The 14,042-nt window shown below is 67.9% G+C and carries 12 protein-coding genes and 1 pseudogene; 10 read left to right on the forward strand and 3 right to left on the reverse strand.

The window, feature by feature from the left end; all coding sequences use genetic code 11:
• Nucleotides 1-110: 110 nt before the first annotated feature.
• Nucleotides 111-2,003, reverse strand: a complete 1,893-nt coding sequence (locus tag WT53_RS12770; RefSeq protein ID WP_059780021.1) for a bifunctional sugar phosphate isomerase/epimerase/4-hydroxyphenylpyruvate dioxygenase family protein — start codon at nucleotides 2,001-2,003, stop codon at nucleotides 111-113.
• 256 nt (nucleotides 2,004-2,259) lie between these two features.
• On the opposite strand from WT53_RS12770, the gene aroQ reads away from it, so the two are divergent.
• Genes aroQ through WT53_RS12785 form a run of 3 tightly spaced genes read left to right on the forward strand, consistent with a single transcriptional unit; the run spans nucleotide 2,260 to nucleotide 4,946 of the window.
• Nucleotides 2,260-2,715 carry a type II 3-dehydroquinate dehydratase gene (gene aroQ / locus WT53_RS12775; protein ID WP_027781502.1) on the forward strand — a complete coding sequence of 152 codons (456 nt, stop codon included), beginning with the start codon at nucleotides 2,260-2,262 and terminating at the stop codon, nucleotides 2,713-2,715.
• Nucleotides 2,712-3,566 (forward strand): shikimate dehydrogenase, encoded by an 855-nt coding sequence (locus WT53_RS12780; protein WP_059821783.1) that lies wholly within the window; start codon nucleotides 2,712-2,714, stop codon nucleotides 3,564-3,566. Before aroQ ends, WT53_RS12780 begins: the two co-directional genes overlap by 4 nt.
• A gap of 36 nt (nucleotides 3,567-3,602) precedes the next feature.
• Nucleotides 3,603-4,946 carry an MFS transporter gene (locus WT53_RS12785; protein WP_034206094.1) on the forward strand — a complete coding sequence of 448 codons (1,344 nt, stop codon included), beginning with the start codon at nucleotides 3,603-3,605 and terminating at the stop codon, nucleotides 4,944-4,946.
• Nucleotides 4,947-5,047: 101 nt separating this feature from the next.
• Here WT53_RS12785 and WT53_RS12790 read toward each other — a convergent pair whose 3' ends face one another.
• Nucleotides 5,048-6,157, reverse strand: coding sequence for a 2-aminoethylphosphonate--pyruvate transaminase (locus tag WT53_RS12790; protein ID WP_059780019.1), 1,110 nt, complete (start codon nucleotides 6,155-6,157; stop codon nucleotides 5,048-5,050).
• A 261-nt stretch (nucleotides 6,158-6,418) separates the two neighbouring features.
• Here WT53_RS12790 and phnS point away from each other — a divergent pair, with 261 nt between their 5' ends.
• Genes phnS through WT53_RS12825 form a run of 7 tightly spaced genes read left to right on the forward strand, consistent with a single transcriptional unit; the run spans nucleotide 6,419 to nucleotide 13,710 of the window.
• On the forward strand, nucleotides 6,419-7,510 hold the full coding sequence (gene phnS / locus WT53_RS12795) for a 2-aminoethylphosphonate ABC transporter substrate-binding protein (protein WP_059499355.1): 1,092 nt from the start codon (nucleotides 6,419-6,421) through the stop codon (nucleotides 7,508-7,510).
• Between the two features lie 34 nt (nucleotides 7,511-7,544).
• The gene (phnT, locus tag WT53_RS12800) at nucleotides 7,545-8,648 is read left to right on the forward strand and encodes a 2-aminoethylphosphonate ABC transport system ATP-binding subunit PhnT (RefSeq protein ID WP_034206097.1); all 1,104 of its coding nucleotides are present in this window, start codon (nucleotides 7,545-7,547) and stop codon (nucleotides 8,646-8,648) included.
• A complete protein-coding gene (phnU, locus tag WT53_RS12805; RefSeq protein WP_034206098.1) occupies nucleotides 8,626-9,546 on the forward strand; it encodes a 2-aminoethylphosphonate ABC transporter permease subunit in 921 nt (306 codons plus the stop codon). The genes phnT and phnU overlap by 23 nt, the downstream gene beginning before the upstream one ends.
• Nucleotides 9,536-10,396, forward strand: coding sequence for a 2-aminoethylphosphonate ABC transport system, membrane component PhnV (phnV, locus tag WT53_RS12810; RefSeq protein ID WP_060260129.1), 861 nt, complete (start codon nucleotides 9,536-9,538; stop codon nucleotides 10,394-10,396). The genes phnU and phnV overlap by 11 nt, the downstream gene beginning before the upstream one ends.
• The gene (gene phnA / locus WT53_RS12815; RefSeq protein ID WP_059821779.1) at nucleotides 10,393-11,700 is read left to right on the forward strand and encodes a phosphonoacetate hydrolase; all 1,308 of its coding nucleotides are present in this window, start codon (nucleotides 10,393-10,395) and stop codon (nucleotides 11,698-11,700) included. Before phnV ends, phnA begins: the two co-directional genes overlap by 4 nt.
• Nucleotides 11,697-13,151 (forward strand): phosphonoacetaldehyde dehydrogenase, encoded by a 1,455-nt coding sequence (gene phnY, locus WT53_RS12820; protein ID WP_060260133.1) that lies wholly within the window; start codon nucleotides 11,697-11,699, stop codon nucleotides 13,149-13,151. The genes phnA and phnY overlap by 4 nt, the downstream gene beginning before the upstream one ends.
• A 4-nt stretch (nucleotides 13,152-13,155) precedes the next feature.
• Nucleotides 13,156-13,710, forward strand: coding sequence for a phosphonate degradation HD-domain oxygenase (locus tag WT53_RS12825; protein WP_060260137.1), 555 nt, complete (start codon nucleotides 13,156-13,158; stop codon nucleotides 13,708-13,710).
• Nucleotides 13,711-13,809: 99 nt separating this feature from the next.
• Here the strand turns inward: WT53_RS12825 and WT53_RS33980 are convergent.
• Nucleotides 13,810-14,042: pseudogene (locus WT53_RS33980) on the reverse strand (hypothetical protein); the annotation flags it as partial.

Genomic DNA, 14,042 nt, shown 5'->3' on the forward strand with positions numbered 1-14,042 from the left:
CGGCCCTTGGCCGCGCTTTGCCGCGATGGCGCGGGCGAGCGGCGCCCGTCCGCTCGACTGCCGACGTGCGAACGCGGTCCGGCCCCCAAATGCCGGTTCGCGTCCGTTCCTTATTTCCTGCGCTGCGCCTGCGCGGCGAGCCGCACGGCCGCGTTCGCGGCGCCGTAGCCGTCGTACCCGCCGCGCCGCTCGACGATCTCGAGCGAGAAGCGGTTGTCGACCAGTTCCGTATACGCATGCAGGAATTCGCCGCCGTGCTCGTCGCGGTCGTAGAGCAGGTGGTGCGAGCTCAGCGTGTCGATCAGTTCGTCCGGCAGCGCGTAACGCGCGGCGAGATCGTCGTAGTAGTTGGCCGGAATGCGCAGGAACGGCACGCCGTCGGCCGCGAACGCGGCGACCGTCTTCACGATGTCGTCGGTGCGGAACGCGACGTGGTTCAGCCCGGTGCCGTGGTAGCGGTCGAGCGATTCGGCGACGGCCGTGTGACGGTCGACCGACGCGTTCAGCGCGATCCGTACCGAGCCGTCGGCGCTGCGCACCGCGCGGCTGCGCATCAGCCCGTACGGGTCGGGCACGAGCCAGCTGCGCTCGGCTTCGAAGCCGAACGCCGTCTTGAAGAACAGGATCCACGTGTCGAGTGCGTCGGCCGGCAGCGCGAGGCACACGTGGTCGATGCCCGTCAGCGGGCCGACTTCGCTCGGACCGTCGATGTCGGTCAGCACGAAGTCCGATTCATACAGCGTCGGCGCATCCGGCGCTTCGTCGACGAAATATTCGAGGCTGCCGTCCGGCGCCTTCACGCTCGGCAGCACGCGTTCGTTCGGCCCGACCCGGCCCGAGAACGGCGCGTAGCCGAAGCCGGCCGCGCGTTCGAACGCCACTTTGGCGTCGTCGACGCGGAACGCGGACGCGCACAGCGACAGCCCGTGCTGCTGGAAGAACGCATCGGCGAACGAGTCGCGCTCGGCGTTCAGCACGATCGATGCGGCGCCGTGCTGGAACAGCGTCACGTCCTTCGAGCGATGCCGGCCGGCGAGCCGGAAGCGCATCCGGCCGAGCCATTCGCCGACGGTCGCCGCCGCCTGCGCGTCGACCGCGAATTCGATGAACTGGAACCCGACGTGTGCCGGCGGCGCGGGCGGTGCGAACAGCGGCTGGCCGGCGGCCGGCGCGCGACCCTCCCGTGCGAGCCGCGCGCGCGTCAGGTCTTCCAGGTAGAGCAGCGAGCGATGGCCGTCCGCGGCCGTGAGCGCGGTCGGCGCCGCGCGGAAACCGTCGTTGAAGATCTCGAGCGACAGCGGCCCCGTATAGCCCGACTCGATCACGCGCGCGGTGAAGCGCGCCAGGTCGAAGTCGCCCTGGCCCGGGAACGAGCGGTAGTGGCGGCTCCATTCGAGTACGTCCATCGCGAGCTTCGGCGCGTCGGCGATCTGCACGAACGCGATCCGGTCGCCGGGGATGTCGGCGATCGCGTCCGGCGAATCGTCGAGCGACAGCGTGTGGAAGCTGTCGAGCGCGAGGCCGAGGTGCGGGCTGTTCACCGCATTCACCAGTTGCCACGCGTGGCCGTACCGTTTCACGACGCGGCCCCACGCGAGCGCTTCGTACGCGGCCACCACGCCGGCCTGCCGCGCGGCCTCGGCGAGCGCGCCGAGCTGGTCGACGAGCAATCCGTCGTCGGCGATCGTATCGGCCGACACGCTGCTGCAGACGAGGATGCGGTCGGTGCCGAGCGCATGCATCACGTCGAACTTGCGTTTGATCCGGTCGAGATTGCGCGCGAGCTGGGCCGCGCTCACGCCCTCGAAGTCGCGAAACGGCTGGAACAGCACGATGTCGAGGCCGAGGTCGGCGGCCATGCGCCGGACGTCGGCCGGCGATCCGTCGAAGTAGACGAGGTCGTTTTCGAAGATTTCGACGCCATCGAAGCCCGCAGCCTGGATGGCGGCGAGCTTCTCGGCGAGCGTGCCGGACAGGGACACGGTGGCGATCGAGCGCTGCATGGGCGATTCCTGCGGATGAGCGGGGCATGACGCCGGTCGAACCGACCCTGAATGAACCAGTCGTTGAGTTCGGCGCGGGCGCCATATCCCGAATTTACTGGGCTAGTGATGCATATTGTACAAACTAACTAGATGGTACAAATTGGCGAAAACCCGAAAAGACATTGCGCTTGCGCAAGCGCACACTAGCGCCAAATCTCGACGTCAGGGGGCGGAGTCGGCTCACGATTCGCCCCCGTTTCTGGAGCAAAATCACATGAGCAAGCACAAGGTGCTGGTGCTGAACGGCCCGAATCTGAATCTGCTGGGCACGCGCGAGCCCCACATCTACGGCGCGGAAACGCTCGCCGATCTCGAGCAGCGCTGCCGCACGGCGGCGGAAGGGCTCGGATTGGAAATCGAGTTCCGCCAGTCGAACGCCGAGCATCAACTGATCGACTGGCTGCATGCCGCGCGGCACGACACGCACGGCATCGTGATCAACCCGGCCGCCTATACGCATACGTCGGTGGCGCTGGCCGACGCGCTGTCCGCGATCGCGAAGCCGGTGATCGAGGTGCATATCTCGAACGTCCATCGCCGCGAGGCGTTTCGCCACCACTCGTATGTGTCGGCGATCGCCGAAGCCGTGATCTGCGGCTGCGGCACCGAAGGCTACGTGTTCGCGCTGCAGCGCCTGGCGACGCTGTTCGCGCAGGGAGCCGCCCGATGAGCCGCCCGTCGTTTCTGATCGGCCTGATCGGCCAGGGCATCGGCGGTTCGCTGTCGCCCGCGATGCACGAGGAAGAGGGATTCCGCCAGGGCTTTGGCTACGTGTACCGGCGCATCGATCTCGACGTGCTCGGCGTGAACGTCGACGCGCTGCCGCAGCTGCTCGAGGCCGCGCAGCGGATGGGCTACAACGGGCTGAACATCACGCACCCGTGCAAGCAGCGCGTGATCGAGCATCTCGACGCGCTGTCGGACGACGCGCGTGCGCTCGGCGCGGTGAACACCGTGCTGTTCAAGGACGGCAAGCGGATCGGCCACAACACCGACTGGTCGGGCTTCGCGAAATCGTTTCGCCGCGGGCTGCCCGGCGCGTCGCTCGAACGCGTCGTCCAGCTCGGCGCGGGCGGCGCGGGCGCGGCTGTCGCGCACGCGGCGCTGCAGATGGGCGCGGCCGAACTGACGATTTTCGACGTCGACGGCACGCGGGCCACCGCGCTGGCGGGCGAATTGCAGCAGCGCTTCCCCGCGGCCCGGGTCGCGCCGGGTAGCGATCTCGCGGCCGCGATGCGCGCCGCGACCGGCCTGATCCACGCAACGCCGACCGGCATGGTCAAGCATCCGGGCCTGCCGCTGCCGGCCGAACTGCTCCACGCGGGCATGTGGGTGGCCGACATCGTGTATTTCCCGCTCGAAACCGAGCTGATCCATGCCGCGCGCGCGGCCGGCTGCGCGACGCTGCCGGGCGGCGGGATGGCCGTGTACCAGGCCGTCGACGCATTCGAGATCTTCACCGGGCGCACGCCCGACGCCGAGCGGATGTTCGATCACTTTCAGTCGCTCGTCGCGCGCTGACCCCTTACAGACACAGAAAGAGACCAGGAGACGACCATGCAGCACACCACCCACACGAGCGCCGCGCCGGCGCAGGCGGCCGGCACGGTCCGGCGCACGTCGGCGCGCTACAAGATCCTCGCGCTGCTCGCGATCGGCACGATGATCAACTATCTCGACCGCACCGTGCTGGGCGTGGCTGCGCCGCAGCTCACCAAGGAACTCGGCATCAACGCGGCCGTGATGGGCATCATGTTCTCCGCGTTTTCGTGGACGTACGTGGCGATGCAGGTTCCCGGCGGCCTGTTCCTCGACCGCTTCGGCAGCAAGATCACCTACTACTGGTCGATGACGCTGTGGTCGTTGTGCACGTTCCTGCAAGGCTTCGTGCCGGGCGTCGCGACGCTGCTCGCGTGTCGCCTCGGCCTCGGCATCACCGAGGCGCCGTGCTTCCCGACCAACAGCCGCGTCGTCGCGACGTGGTTCCCGCAGAACGAGCGCGCGATGGCGACGGGCACCTATACCGTCGGCGAATACATCGGCCTCGCGTTCTTCAGCCCCGTGCTGTTCGCGCTGATGGGCGCGTTCGGCTGGCGCTCGCTGTTCTGGGTCGTGGGCGCGGTCGGCATTGCGTTTGGCCTCGTCTGGTGGAAGCTCTACCACGAGCCGCGCAACCATCCGGGCGCGAACGCGGCGGAGCTGGCCTATATCGAGGCGGGCGGCGGCCTCGTGCACGGCGCGCGCAAGACCGACGACAAGAGCGGCAAGGCCGCACAGCCGAAGTTCAGCTGGGCAATGGCCGGCAAACTGCTGAAGAAGCGCCAGCTCGCGGGCATCTGCCTCGGCCAGTTCGCCGGCAACTCGACGCTCGTGTTCTTCCTGACCTGGTTCCCGACCTATCTGGCAACCGAGCGTCACATGGGCTGGCTGAAGATCGGCTTCTTCGCGGTGATGCCGTTCATCGCCGCGTCGGTCGGCGTGATGTTCGGCGGCGTCTTCTCCGACTGGCTGCTGCGCCGCGGCAAGTCCGCGAACCTCGCGCGCAAGCTGCCGATCATCGCGGGCCTGCTGCTCGCGTCGACGATCATTCTCGCGAACTACGTGCAGAGCAACGAAGCGGTGATCGCGATCATGTCGGTCGCGTTCTTCGCGCAGGGGATGGCCGCACTCGGCTGGACGCTCGTGTCGGACATCGCGCCGGACGGCCTGCTCGGCGTGACGGGCGGCATCTTCAACTTCGCGGCGAACCTCGCCGGCATCATCACCCCGCTCGTCGTCGGCTTCATCGTCGCGTCGACCGGCTCGTTCGTCGGCGCGCTCGTGTTCATCGGCGTGATCGCGCTGGTCGGCGCGCTGTCGTACATCTTCGTCGTCGGCGACATCAAGCGGATCGAGTTGTAAGGACCGGTTCCCCGCACATTCGGTGCGTTCGCCCGGCGGCCGATCGGCCGTCGGGCGTTTTTATTTGCGCGTGCCGGCGGGCGGCCGGCACGTACGCACTTTCATGCGTGCTGCATCGCGATGCCGAGCGATTCGACCGCGGCCGCGATGGCGGCGACCGCACGCCGGATATCGTTCGCGTCGATCGCGCCGATGCAGCCGACGCGGAACGTCTCGACGCGCGTGAGCTTGCCCGGATACAGGATGAAGCCCGCGTCGCGCACCGCGTCGTAGAAGCGGCGGAAATCGTAGGCCGGATGGTCGGGCGCGTGGAACGTGACGATCACCGGCGCCTGCACGCTGGCGTCGAGGAACGGCACGAAGCCGAGCGCGCGCATCGATTCGACCAGCGTCCGGCAGTTGTCCGCATAGCGTGCGCCGCGCGCCGGCTGGCCGCCTTCGGCGAGGTACTGGTCGAGCGCGGCGCGCAACGCGGCGATCACGTGCGTCGGCGGCGTGAAGCGCCATTGCCCCGTCTTGCGCAGATACGCGTATTGATCGTGCAGATCGAGCGCGAGCGACGGCGAATTGCCTTCGCTCGCGTCGAGCGCATCGCGCCGCACGATCGCGAACCCCATTCCCGGCACGCCTTCGAGGCATTTGCCGCTGGCCGAGATCAGCGCGTCGATGCCGCTGTCCGCCAGCGCGATCGGCAGCGCGCCGAACGAACTCATCGCATCGACGATCAGTCGCTTGCCGTGCCGCCGGCACGCGGCCGCGATCGCATCGAGCGGATTCAGGATCCCGGCGCTCGTTTCCAGGTGCACGAGCGCGACGTGCGTGATGCGCGGCTCGCGGGCGAACGCGGCTTCGACGGCCGCTGCGTCGACGGCCGCGTCTTCGCCGAACGGCAACGCGATCGCGTCGATACCGAGCCGGCCGAGAATCTTCAGGATGCGCGCGCAATACGCGCCGTTGTCGGGGACCAGCACGACGCCGTCGCGCGGCACCAGCGTGCCGAGCGCGGCTTCGACCGAGAACGTGCCGCTGCCCTGCATCGGCACGCACACGTACGCATCGCCGCCGCCCGCGATGGCGACGAGGTCGGCACAGACGCTGGCCGTCAGTCGATTGAAAGCGGCGTCCCACGACCCCCAGTCATGTTGCATTGCGTGGCGTGTTGTGGCGGACGTGGTGAGCGGGCCGGGCGTGAGCAGGATCGGGTCGGGCATGGTTTTTATCTCCGGCAAAGGGCGAATGAAACGCGGGACGGCATTTCTGAATGACTTGCATGATAGTGGCAAAATGTGTCATTTTTTGGAAATTGTGGCATTCGTCACGGGTTTGTCATCGAACGCTGTGATCCTTCGGTTGCCGCGCCGCACCCAGCCTGAGCGCGGTAGCGAGGCGGGCCGCCAGGCGGCCTGCCCGGAGACGACAGGAGAGCCGGATCGTGCCCCGGCCGTTTGGTGTTCCGCCTACGGAGAAGTGAGATGACACTGCAGAAACCCTCGCGCGCCGCTGCCGGCGCGTTCCGCAAGCTCGCGCTGGCCGCCTGCGCCGCCGGTCTGCTGCAAGGCGCCGCGATGCCGGCGCATGCGGCGAACGCGGTCGTGCTGTACACGGCGGACGGCCTCGAGAACCTCTATCGCGATGTGCTGCCGGCCTTCGAGAAGAAGGAAGGCGTGAAGGTCAACATCGTGACGGCGGGCAGCGGCGAGGTAGTGAACCGCGCGAACATCGAGAAGAATTCCCCGAAGGCCGACGTGATCGTCACGCTGCCGCCGTTCATCCAGCAAGCCGGCCAGATGGGCCTGCTGCAGCCGTACCAGAGCGTGAACTACAAGAACGTGCCGGCCATCGCGAAGGCCGAGGACGGCACGTGGGCGACCTTCGTGAACAACTACTTCTCGTTCGCGATCAACCCGGACGTCGTGAAGAACCAGCCGAAGACGTTCGCCGACCTGCTCGCGCCGGCCTACGCCGGCAAGGTCGCGTACTCGAACCCGGCCACGGCCGGCGACGGGATGGCCGTGCTGATCCTGACGACGTCGCTGATGGGCGAGGACAAGGCCTTCGACTACCTCGCGAAGCTGTCGCAGAGCGTGAAGTTCCACACGAAGGGCACGGGCTACCTGAACGTGCTGCTGTCGCGTAACGAGATCAGCGTCGCGAACGGCGACCTGCAGATGGACCTCGACGACGCCGAACACGGCGCGCTGTCCGTCAAGCCGATCTTCCTGGCCGCGAAGGACGGCGACCAGCCGACCACGTTCCAGCTCCCGTACGGCATCGGCCTGATCAAGAGCGGCCCGAACCAGGACGCCGGCCGGAAGCTGATCGACTACCTGATGTCGACGGAAGTGCAATCGAAGGTACCGGACATGTACGGCATCCCGGGCCGCACCGACGTGCCGCTGGCCGGCAAGAACGGCGAAGCGGTCAAGAAGGCGATCGCGGGCGTGAAGCTGATTCCGGTCGACTGGACCCAGGTGATGGCGAAGAAGCCGGTGTGGATCGAGCGCTGGAAGAAGGACGTGATCGGCAGCTCGGGCAAGCAGCTCGACGTCGTCAAGCCGAAGTGATCGGCGCCCGCCGCCTGTATCAGCAAGCAAGAGGATGAACCCGGTGGAAACCACCCTGACCCATCCCGGCGCATTCGGCGCCGCCGAACCGCACGCGACGTTGCGGTCCGGCGCGCCGGGCGGCGTGCAGATCGAACACCTGAGCGTGCGCTACGGCGCACGCACGGTGCTCGACGATCTGTCGCTGTCGATCGGCGCCGGTGAATTTCTGACCGTGCTCGGCAAGAGCGGCTGCGGCAAGACGACGCTGCTGCGCTTCATCGCCGGGTTCGTGAAGGCCGACGGCCTGACCGGCACGCTGACCGTGGCCGGGCGCGACCTGACCTATGCGCCGCCGCACAAGCGCAATCTCGGTCTGCTGTTCCAGAATTACGCGCTGTTCCCGCACCTGTCGGTGTTCGAGAACGTCGCATTCGGGCTGCGCGCACGCGGCATGGCGTCGTCGGAAGTGACGCGCCGCGTCGCCGATGCGCTCAAGCTCGTGCAACTCGGCGATGCCGGCCACCATCTGCCCGCGCAACTGTCGGGCGGGATGCAGCAGCGCGTCGCGCTGGCGCGCGCGCTCGTGATCGAGCCCGACGTGCTGCTGCTCGACGAGCCGCTGTCGGCGCTCGACGCCAACCTGCGTGCGTCGGTGCGCAGCGAACTGAAGGCGTTGCACGAGCGCCTGCCGAACCTGACCGTCGTCTGCGTGACGCACGACCGCGACGACGCGCTCGTGCTGTCCGACCGCGCGCTGCTGATGCGCGACGGCCACATCGCGCAGCTCGGCACGCCGCAGCAGTTGTACGACGCGCCGCGCGACGGTTACGTCGCGCGCTATCTCGGCCCGGCGAACCTGCTGCCGCCGCACGTGATCTTCCCGCTCGGCGATCCGCGCCACGAGGTGCGCGGCAAGGTCGCATGCGTGCGCCCCGAGCGGCTGACGGTGATGCCGCCCGCGGCGGGCGGCCTGCACGGCACCGTGTCGTCGGTCGAATGGCAGGGCGCGGACCTGTCGATCGCGGTCGTGATCGACGCGGCGCCCGACGAGCCCGTGCGCGTCACGATGCAACGCGGCCGCGGCGCAGCCCCCGAGCGCGGTGCGCGCGTGTCCCTGCATTGCGAGGCAGACGATGTCGTCCTTATCGAGCCCTGAAACCGGCCTGCCGCCGCACGTGCTCGCGTCGGCCGCCGCCCATGCCGCCGCCGCGCGGCGTCGCAGGCGCATGGGCGACCTGCACCTGGCCGCGCTCGCGATCGTCGTGCTCGGCCCGCTCGTCGTCTATCCGCTGGTGAAGCTCGTGCTGCTGAGCGTCTCGGGCGATCACGGGTTGAGTTTCGCCGCGTACCGGACCTTCTTCGGCAATCCCGACACGCGCAACGTGCTGCTGACGACACTCGGCGTCCTGTTCGCGAGCGCTGGCACCGCGTCGGTGCTCGGCGTGCTGCTGGCTGCGCTGCTGTTCTTCAGGCCGTTCCCGGGCGCGTCGCTCGTCACGCGCTTCCTGGAGCTGTACGTCGCGTTTCCGTCGTTCCTCGTCGCGTTCACGCTGATCTTCCTGTACGGCTCGCAAGGCTCGATCAGCATCGCGCTGCAGCACCTGTTCCATCTCGAGAACCCGCCGCTCGACTTCCTGTTCGGGATCGGCGGCGTGATCCTTGCTCAGACCGTGTTCTACACGCCGTTCGTCGTGCGGCCGACGCTCGCGTCGTTCGCGACGCTCGACCTGCGGTTGATCGAAGCCGCGCGCAGCCTCGGCGCGCCCGGCTGGATGCTCGCGCGCCGCGTCGTGCTGCCGATCGCGTGGCCGGGTATCGCCGCCGGCACCGTGTTGTGCTTCCTGCTGACGCTGAACGAATTCGGGATTCTGCTCGTGCTCGGCAGTGCGCGGCTCGTTACGTTGCCGGTTGCCATCTACAGCAGCGCGACCGTCGATCTCGATCTGCCGACCGCATCGGCCGGCGCGGTCGTGATGTTGTCGCTGTCGCTGGCGCTGTATACGGTTTATCGCCGGGTGAACCGGCGTGCGACGGGAGGAAACGATGTCCGCTGAATTCCGTATCGAGCAAGCCGTGCCGCGCCACCCGATCGGCTGGACCGACGCGCTGCTCAAGCATGCGTCGCGCGTCGCGCTCGCGCTGGCCGCCTTCGCATGCTTCTGGCTGTTCGTGCTGCCGGTAATCGTCGTCGCGCTGTCGAGCGTGTCGACGCAGTGGTCGGGCACGATCCTGCCGGCCGGCTACAGTCTGCGCTGGTTCGAGCGGCTCGGCTCGCAGGAATACGACGCGCTGCTGACGAGCCTCGAAATCGGCTTCGGCGTATCGGCGCTCGGCACGATCCTCGGGCTGTGGCTGGCGCTCGCGCTCGAAGGGCGCGACCGGCGCGGCCTCGGCGCGGTCGTCGACGCGCTCGTGATGGTGCCGAACGGCGTACCGAGCGTCGTGCTCGGGCTCGCGGTGCTGATCGCGTATCACCAGAAGCCGCTCGACCTGTCGAGCTCGGCGGCGATCGTCGTGCTGGTGCAACTGGCGCTGATTCTGCCGTTCTGCTATCGCTGCGCCGCCGCCGCGTTGCGTCCGGAGCTGACCGTGTTGCGCGAAGCCGCCGCGAGCCTCGGTGCGCCGCCCGCGATGGTGCTGCGCCGCGTGCTGCTGCCGCAACTCGTGCCGGCGCTGCGCGCGAGCCTCGCGCTCGGTTTTGCGCTGTCGCTCGGCGAGCTCGGCGCGACGCTCACGGTTTATCCGCCCGGCTTCGCGACCGTGCCGATCGTCGTGATCGGCCAGGTGGAGCGCGGCTATTACCTGCCGGCGTCGGCGCTGTCGCTGCTGATGCTCGGCGCGTCGCTCGCGGCGCTGCTGCTGATCGCCGCGCGCGTGCCGCGCGGCTCGCGGGCGGCATCATGAACGCCGCGTTCGCGTTGCGCCATCCCGGCGATGCGTCGCCCGCCGGCGCGTCGACCGGTCTCGCCGGACGCACGATCGACGTCAATGGTCGGTGCTACCGGTTGCCGATCGAGCCGACCGTCGTCGTCTGTGTCGACGGCTGCGAGTACGACTATCTCGAACGCGCGGTGGAAGCGGGCGTCGCGCCGTTCATCGGCCGGATGATCGCGGAGGGCACGGCCTGGCGCGCCGATTGCGTCGTGCCGACCTTCACCAACCCGAACAACCTGTCGATCGTCTGCGGCGTGCCGCCGTCGGTCCACGGCATCTGCGGCAACTATTTCTGGGACCCGGCCGCCGACGGCGGGCGCGGCGCCGAAGTCATGATGAACGACCCGGCCTATCTGCGGGCCGGTACGCTGCTCGCGGCGGCGGCCGACGTCGGCGCGCGGGTGGCCGTCGTGACCGCGAAGGACAAGCTGCGCAGGCTGCTCGGCTGGCGGCTGAACGGCATCTGCTTTTCGGCCGAGAAGGCCGCACAGGCCAATCTCGCGGAAAACGGGATCGTCGACGTGCTCGACTGGGTCGGCCTGCCGTCGCCGGACGTGTACAGCGCGGCATTGTCCGAATTCGTGTTCGCGGCCGGCGTACGGCTCGCGCAGACGCGCCAGGTCGACCTGATGTATCTGTCGACCACCGACTACGTGCAGCACAAGTGCGCGCCGGGCAGTGCCGGCGCGAACGCGTTCTACGCGATGATGGACGGCTACCTCGCCCAGCTCGACGCGCTCGGCTGGGCGATCGGCCTTACGGCCGACCACGGGATGAACGCGAAGCACGATCCGGCGACGGGCCGGCCGAACGTGATCTATCTGCAGGATGCCTTCGACGGCTGGTACGGCGCGCAGGCTGCGCGCGTGATCCTGCCGATCACCGATCCGTACGTCGTGCACCACGGTGCGCTCGGTTCGTTCGCGACGATCTACCTGGCGCCGGGTGTCGACCGGGCCGAGGCGATGTGGCGCGTCGGCGGCCTCGACGGCGTCGAGCTCGTGCTCGACAACGCGGAAGCCGCCGCGCGCTTCGAACTGCCGGCCGACCGGATCGGCGATCTCGTCGTGATCGGCCGCCGTGACATGACGCTCGGCACGCGCGAGCGCGAACACGACCTGTCGGGCCTCACGGTGCCGCTGCGTTCGCATGGCGGCGTGTCCGAGCAGGAAGTGCCGCTGCTGTTCAATCGCCGTATCGAGCGGGACGATCCCGCACGTCGCCCGCGCAACTTCGACGTGTTCGATTTCGTGTTGAACCGGATCGCGACATGATGGCTCATCCGCGGCAGGATCATCCGTCGTTTCGTGCGGAAGCATTGCGCTGGCGCGGCACGCGTGCGATGCGCGAGCGCACGCTCGACGTCACGGATCCGTACACCGGAACACGCGTCGGCACCGCGCCGCTCGCCAGTGTCGACGACGTGCGCGCGGCGTTCGATTACGCGATGGCCTACCGGCCGACGCTCACGCGCTACGAGCGTTCGCAGATTCTCGAACGTGCGGGCGCGCTGCTGCGCGAGCGCACCGAGGAAGCGTCCGACCTGATCACGCTCGAGTCGGGGCTGTCGAAACGGGATTCGCGCTACGAGATCGGCCGTGTGGCCGATGTGCTGAAGTTCGCGGCGGTCGAGGCGCTGCGCGACGATGCGCAGAGTTTCTCGTGCGACCTGACGCCCCACGGCAAGGCGCGGCGCGTGTTCTCGCAGCGGCAGCCGCTCGACGGCGTGATCGTCGCGATCACGCCGTTCAATCATCCGATGAACCAGGTGGCGCACAAGATCGCGCCGGCGATCGCGACCAACAATCGCGTGATCGTGAAGCCGTCGGAGAAGGTGCCGCTGTCGGCGTTCTATCTGGCCGACCTGTTATATGAAGCGGGGCTGCCGGAGCCGATGCTGCAGGTGCTGACCGGCAATCCGGCCGAGCTCGCGGACGAACTCGTCACGCATCCGCATGCGTCGCTGATCACGTTCACCGGTGGCGTCGCGATCGGCAAGGCGATTGCCGCACGGGCCGGTTACCGGCGCATCGTGCTGGAACTGGGCGGCAACGATCCGCTGATCGTCCTCGCCGATGCCGATCTCGACCGCGCGGCGTCGCTCGCGGTGCTCGGCTCGTACCGGAATTCGGGCCAGCGCTGTACGGCCGTCAAGCGGATGCTGGTGCAGCGCTCGATCGCGCCCGCGTTCACCGAATTGCTCGTCGAGAAGACGCGCGCATGGAAATACGGCGATCCATTCGATCCCGAGAACGAAATGGGCACGGTGATCGACGAAGCGGCGGCACGGCTGTTCGAGGCGCGCGTGAACGAGGCGGTCGCGCAGGGCGCGCGCCTGCTGACCGGAAATGTTCGGCGCGGCGCGCTGTATGCGCCGACCGTGCTCGACAACGTCGATCCGTCGATGACGATCGTGCGCGAGGAGACCTTCGGCCCCGTCTCGCCCGTCATCGCGTTCGACACGATCGACGACGCGATCCGGATCAGCAACGGGACGGCGTTCGGGCTGTCGTCGGGTGTCTGTACGGACAGCACGGCGGCCGTCGTGCGGTTCGTGAACGAACTGAACGTCGGCACGGTGAACGTGTGGGAAGTGCCGGGATACCGGATCGAACTGTCGCCGTTCGGCGGCGTCAAGGATTCGGGGCTCGGCTACAAGGAAGGCGTCCAGGAGGCGATGAAGAGTTTCACGAACCTGAAGACGTTTTCGCTGCCTTGGGAGTAAACGGATGGCGCTGACGGTGGAAGAGATCCACGGGCTGTATCGCGAGCATGGCCATGTGGCCTATAGCGGCGAACCGGTCACGCAGCTCGAGCATGCATTGCAGAGCGGATGGCTGGCGGAGGCGTCCGGGGCGGACGAAGCGCTGGTCGCGGCGGCGTTCCTGCACGACCTCGGCCATTTGCTGAATCGCCAGGGCGAGACGCCGAGCGCGCGCGGGATCGACGATCTGCATCAGTATTATGTGCTGCCGTTCCTGCGGCCGCTGTTCAACGATGCGGTGCTCGAGCCGATCCGGCTGCACGTCGACGCGAAGCGGTGCCTGTGCCGCACGGATGCCGGCTACTTCGAGAGCTTGTCGCCGGACTCGGTGCGCAGCCTGACGTTACAGGGTGGCATCTTCAGTGAAGAGGAGGCGGCAGCGTTCCTGCAGCGTCCGTTCGCGGAGGACGCGCTGCGCCTGCGCCGCTGGGACGACGCGGCGAAGGAAGAAGGCAGGGTGACACCGGATCTCGACCACTATATGGAGATCGTCGCGCGCCAGGTGCGCGCGGCTTCCTGACGGTTCGGCTGCTTCTATATAAGGCGCCGCACGCGATAGCGTGCGGCGCCTTATATTTTTTGCGAAACCCCTTGCGCGATTGCCGGCGGATGCATAGAATCACGCCTCTTTCGCGCTAACGGAAACGCGGCGCGGGAGGAAGGGAAGCGGTGCTGTTGGAGTTCGGAAGTCACGAGCCCGACGGCGCAGGAAGATGGCCCCGCAGTCGCAACGATGTAGTGCAGAAAGTTGTTGACGAGCTGCGAAACGCGGTTCATAATCTCGCTTCTCTGCTGCTGAAAACGCAGCGCTGCCGGGAAACTTCAGGTTCCCTCGCAGAATGCTCTTTAAAA

The organism is Burkholderia sp. MSMB2157WGS, assembly GCF_001532755.1.
GTDB lineage: Bacteria > Pseudomonadota > Gammaproteobacteria > Burkholderiales > Burkholderiaceae > Burkholderia.

Coding starts and splice junctions, on each gene's coding strand:
- phnY (WP_060260133.1), top strand. CDS start 11,697: ATGATGGCTCATCCGCGGCAGGATCATCCGTCGTTTCGTGCGGAAGCA.
- aroQ (WP_027781502.1), top strand. CDS start 2,260: ATGAGCAAGCACAAGGTGCTGGTGCTGAACGGCCCGAATCTGAATCTG.
- phnV (WP_060260129.1), top strand. CDS start 9,536: ATGTCCGCTGAATTCCGTATCGAGCAAGCCGTGCCGCGCCACCCGATC.
- WT53_RS12825 (WP_060260137.1), top strand. CDS start 13,156: ATGGCGCTGACGGTGGAAGAGATCCACGGGCTGTATCGCGAGCATGGC.
- WT53_RS12785 (WP_034206094.1), top strand. CDS start 3,603: ATGCAGCACACCACCCACACGAGCGCCGCGCCGGCGCAGGCGGCCGGC.
- WT53_RS12790 (WP_059780019.1), bottom strand. CDS start 6,157: ATGCCCGACCCGATCCTGCTCACGCCCGGCCCGCTCACCACGTCCGCC.
- phnS (WP_059499355.1), top strand. CDS start 6,419: ATGACACTGCAGAAACCCTCGCGCGCCGCTGCCGGCGCGTTCCGCAAG.
- WT53_RS12770 (WP_059780021.1), bottom strand. CDS start 2,003: ATGCAGCGCTCGATCGCCACCGTGTCCCTGTCCGGCACGCTCGCCGAG.
- WT53_RS12780 (WP_059821783.1), top strand. CDS start 2,712: ATGAGCCGCCCGTCGTTTCTGATCGGCCTGATCGGCCAGGGCATCGGC.
- phnA (WP_059821779.1), top strand. CDS start 10,393: ATGAACGCCGCGTTCGCGTTGCGCCATCCCGGCGATGCGTCGCCCGCC.
- phnT (WP_034206097.1), top strand. CDS start 7,545: ATGAACCCGGTGGAAACCACCCTGACCCATCCCGGCGCATTCGGCGCC.
- phnU (WP_034206098.1), top strand. CDS start 8,626: ATGTCGTCCTTATCGAGCCCTGAAACCGGCCTGCCGCCGCACGTGCTC.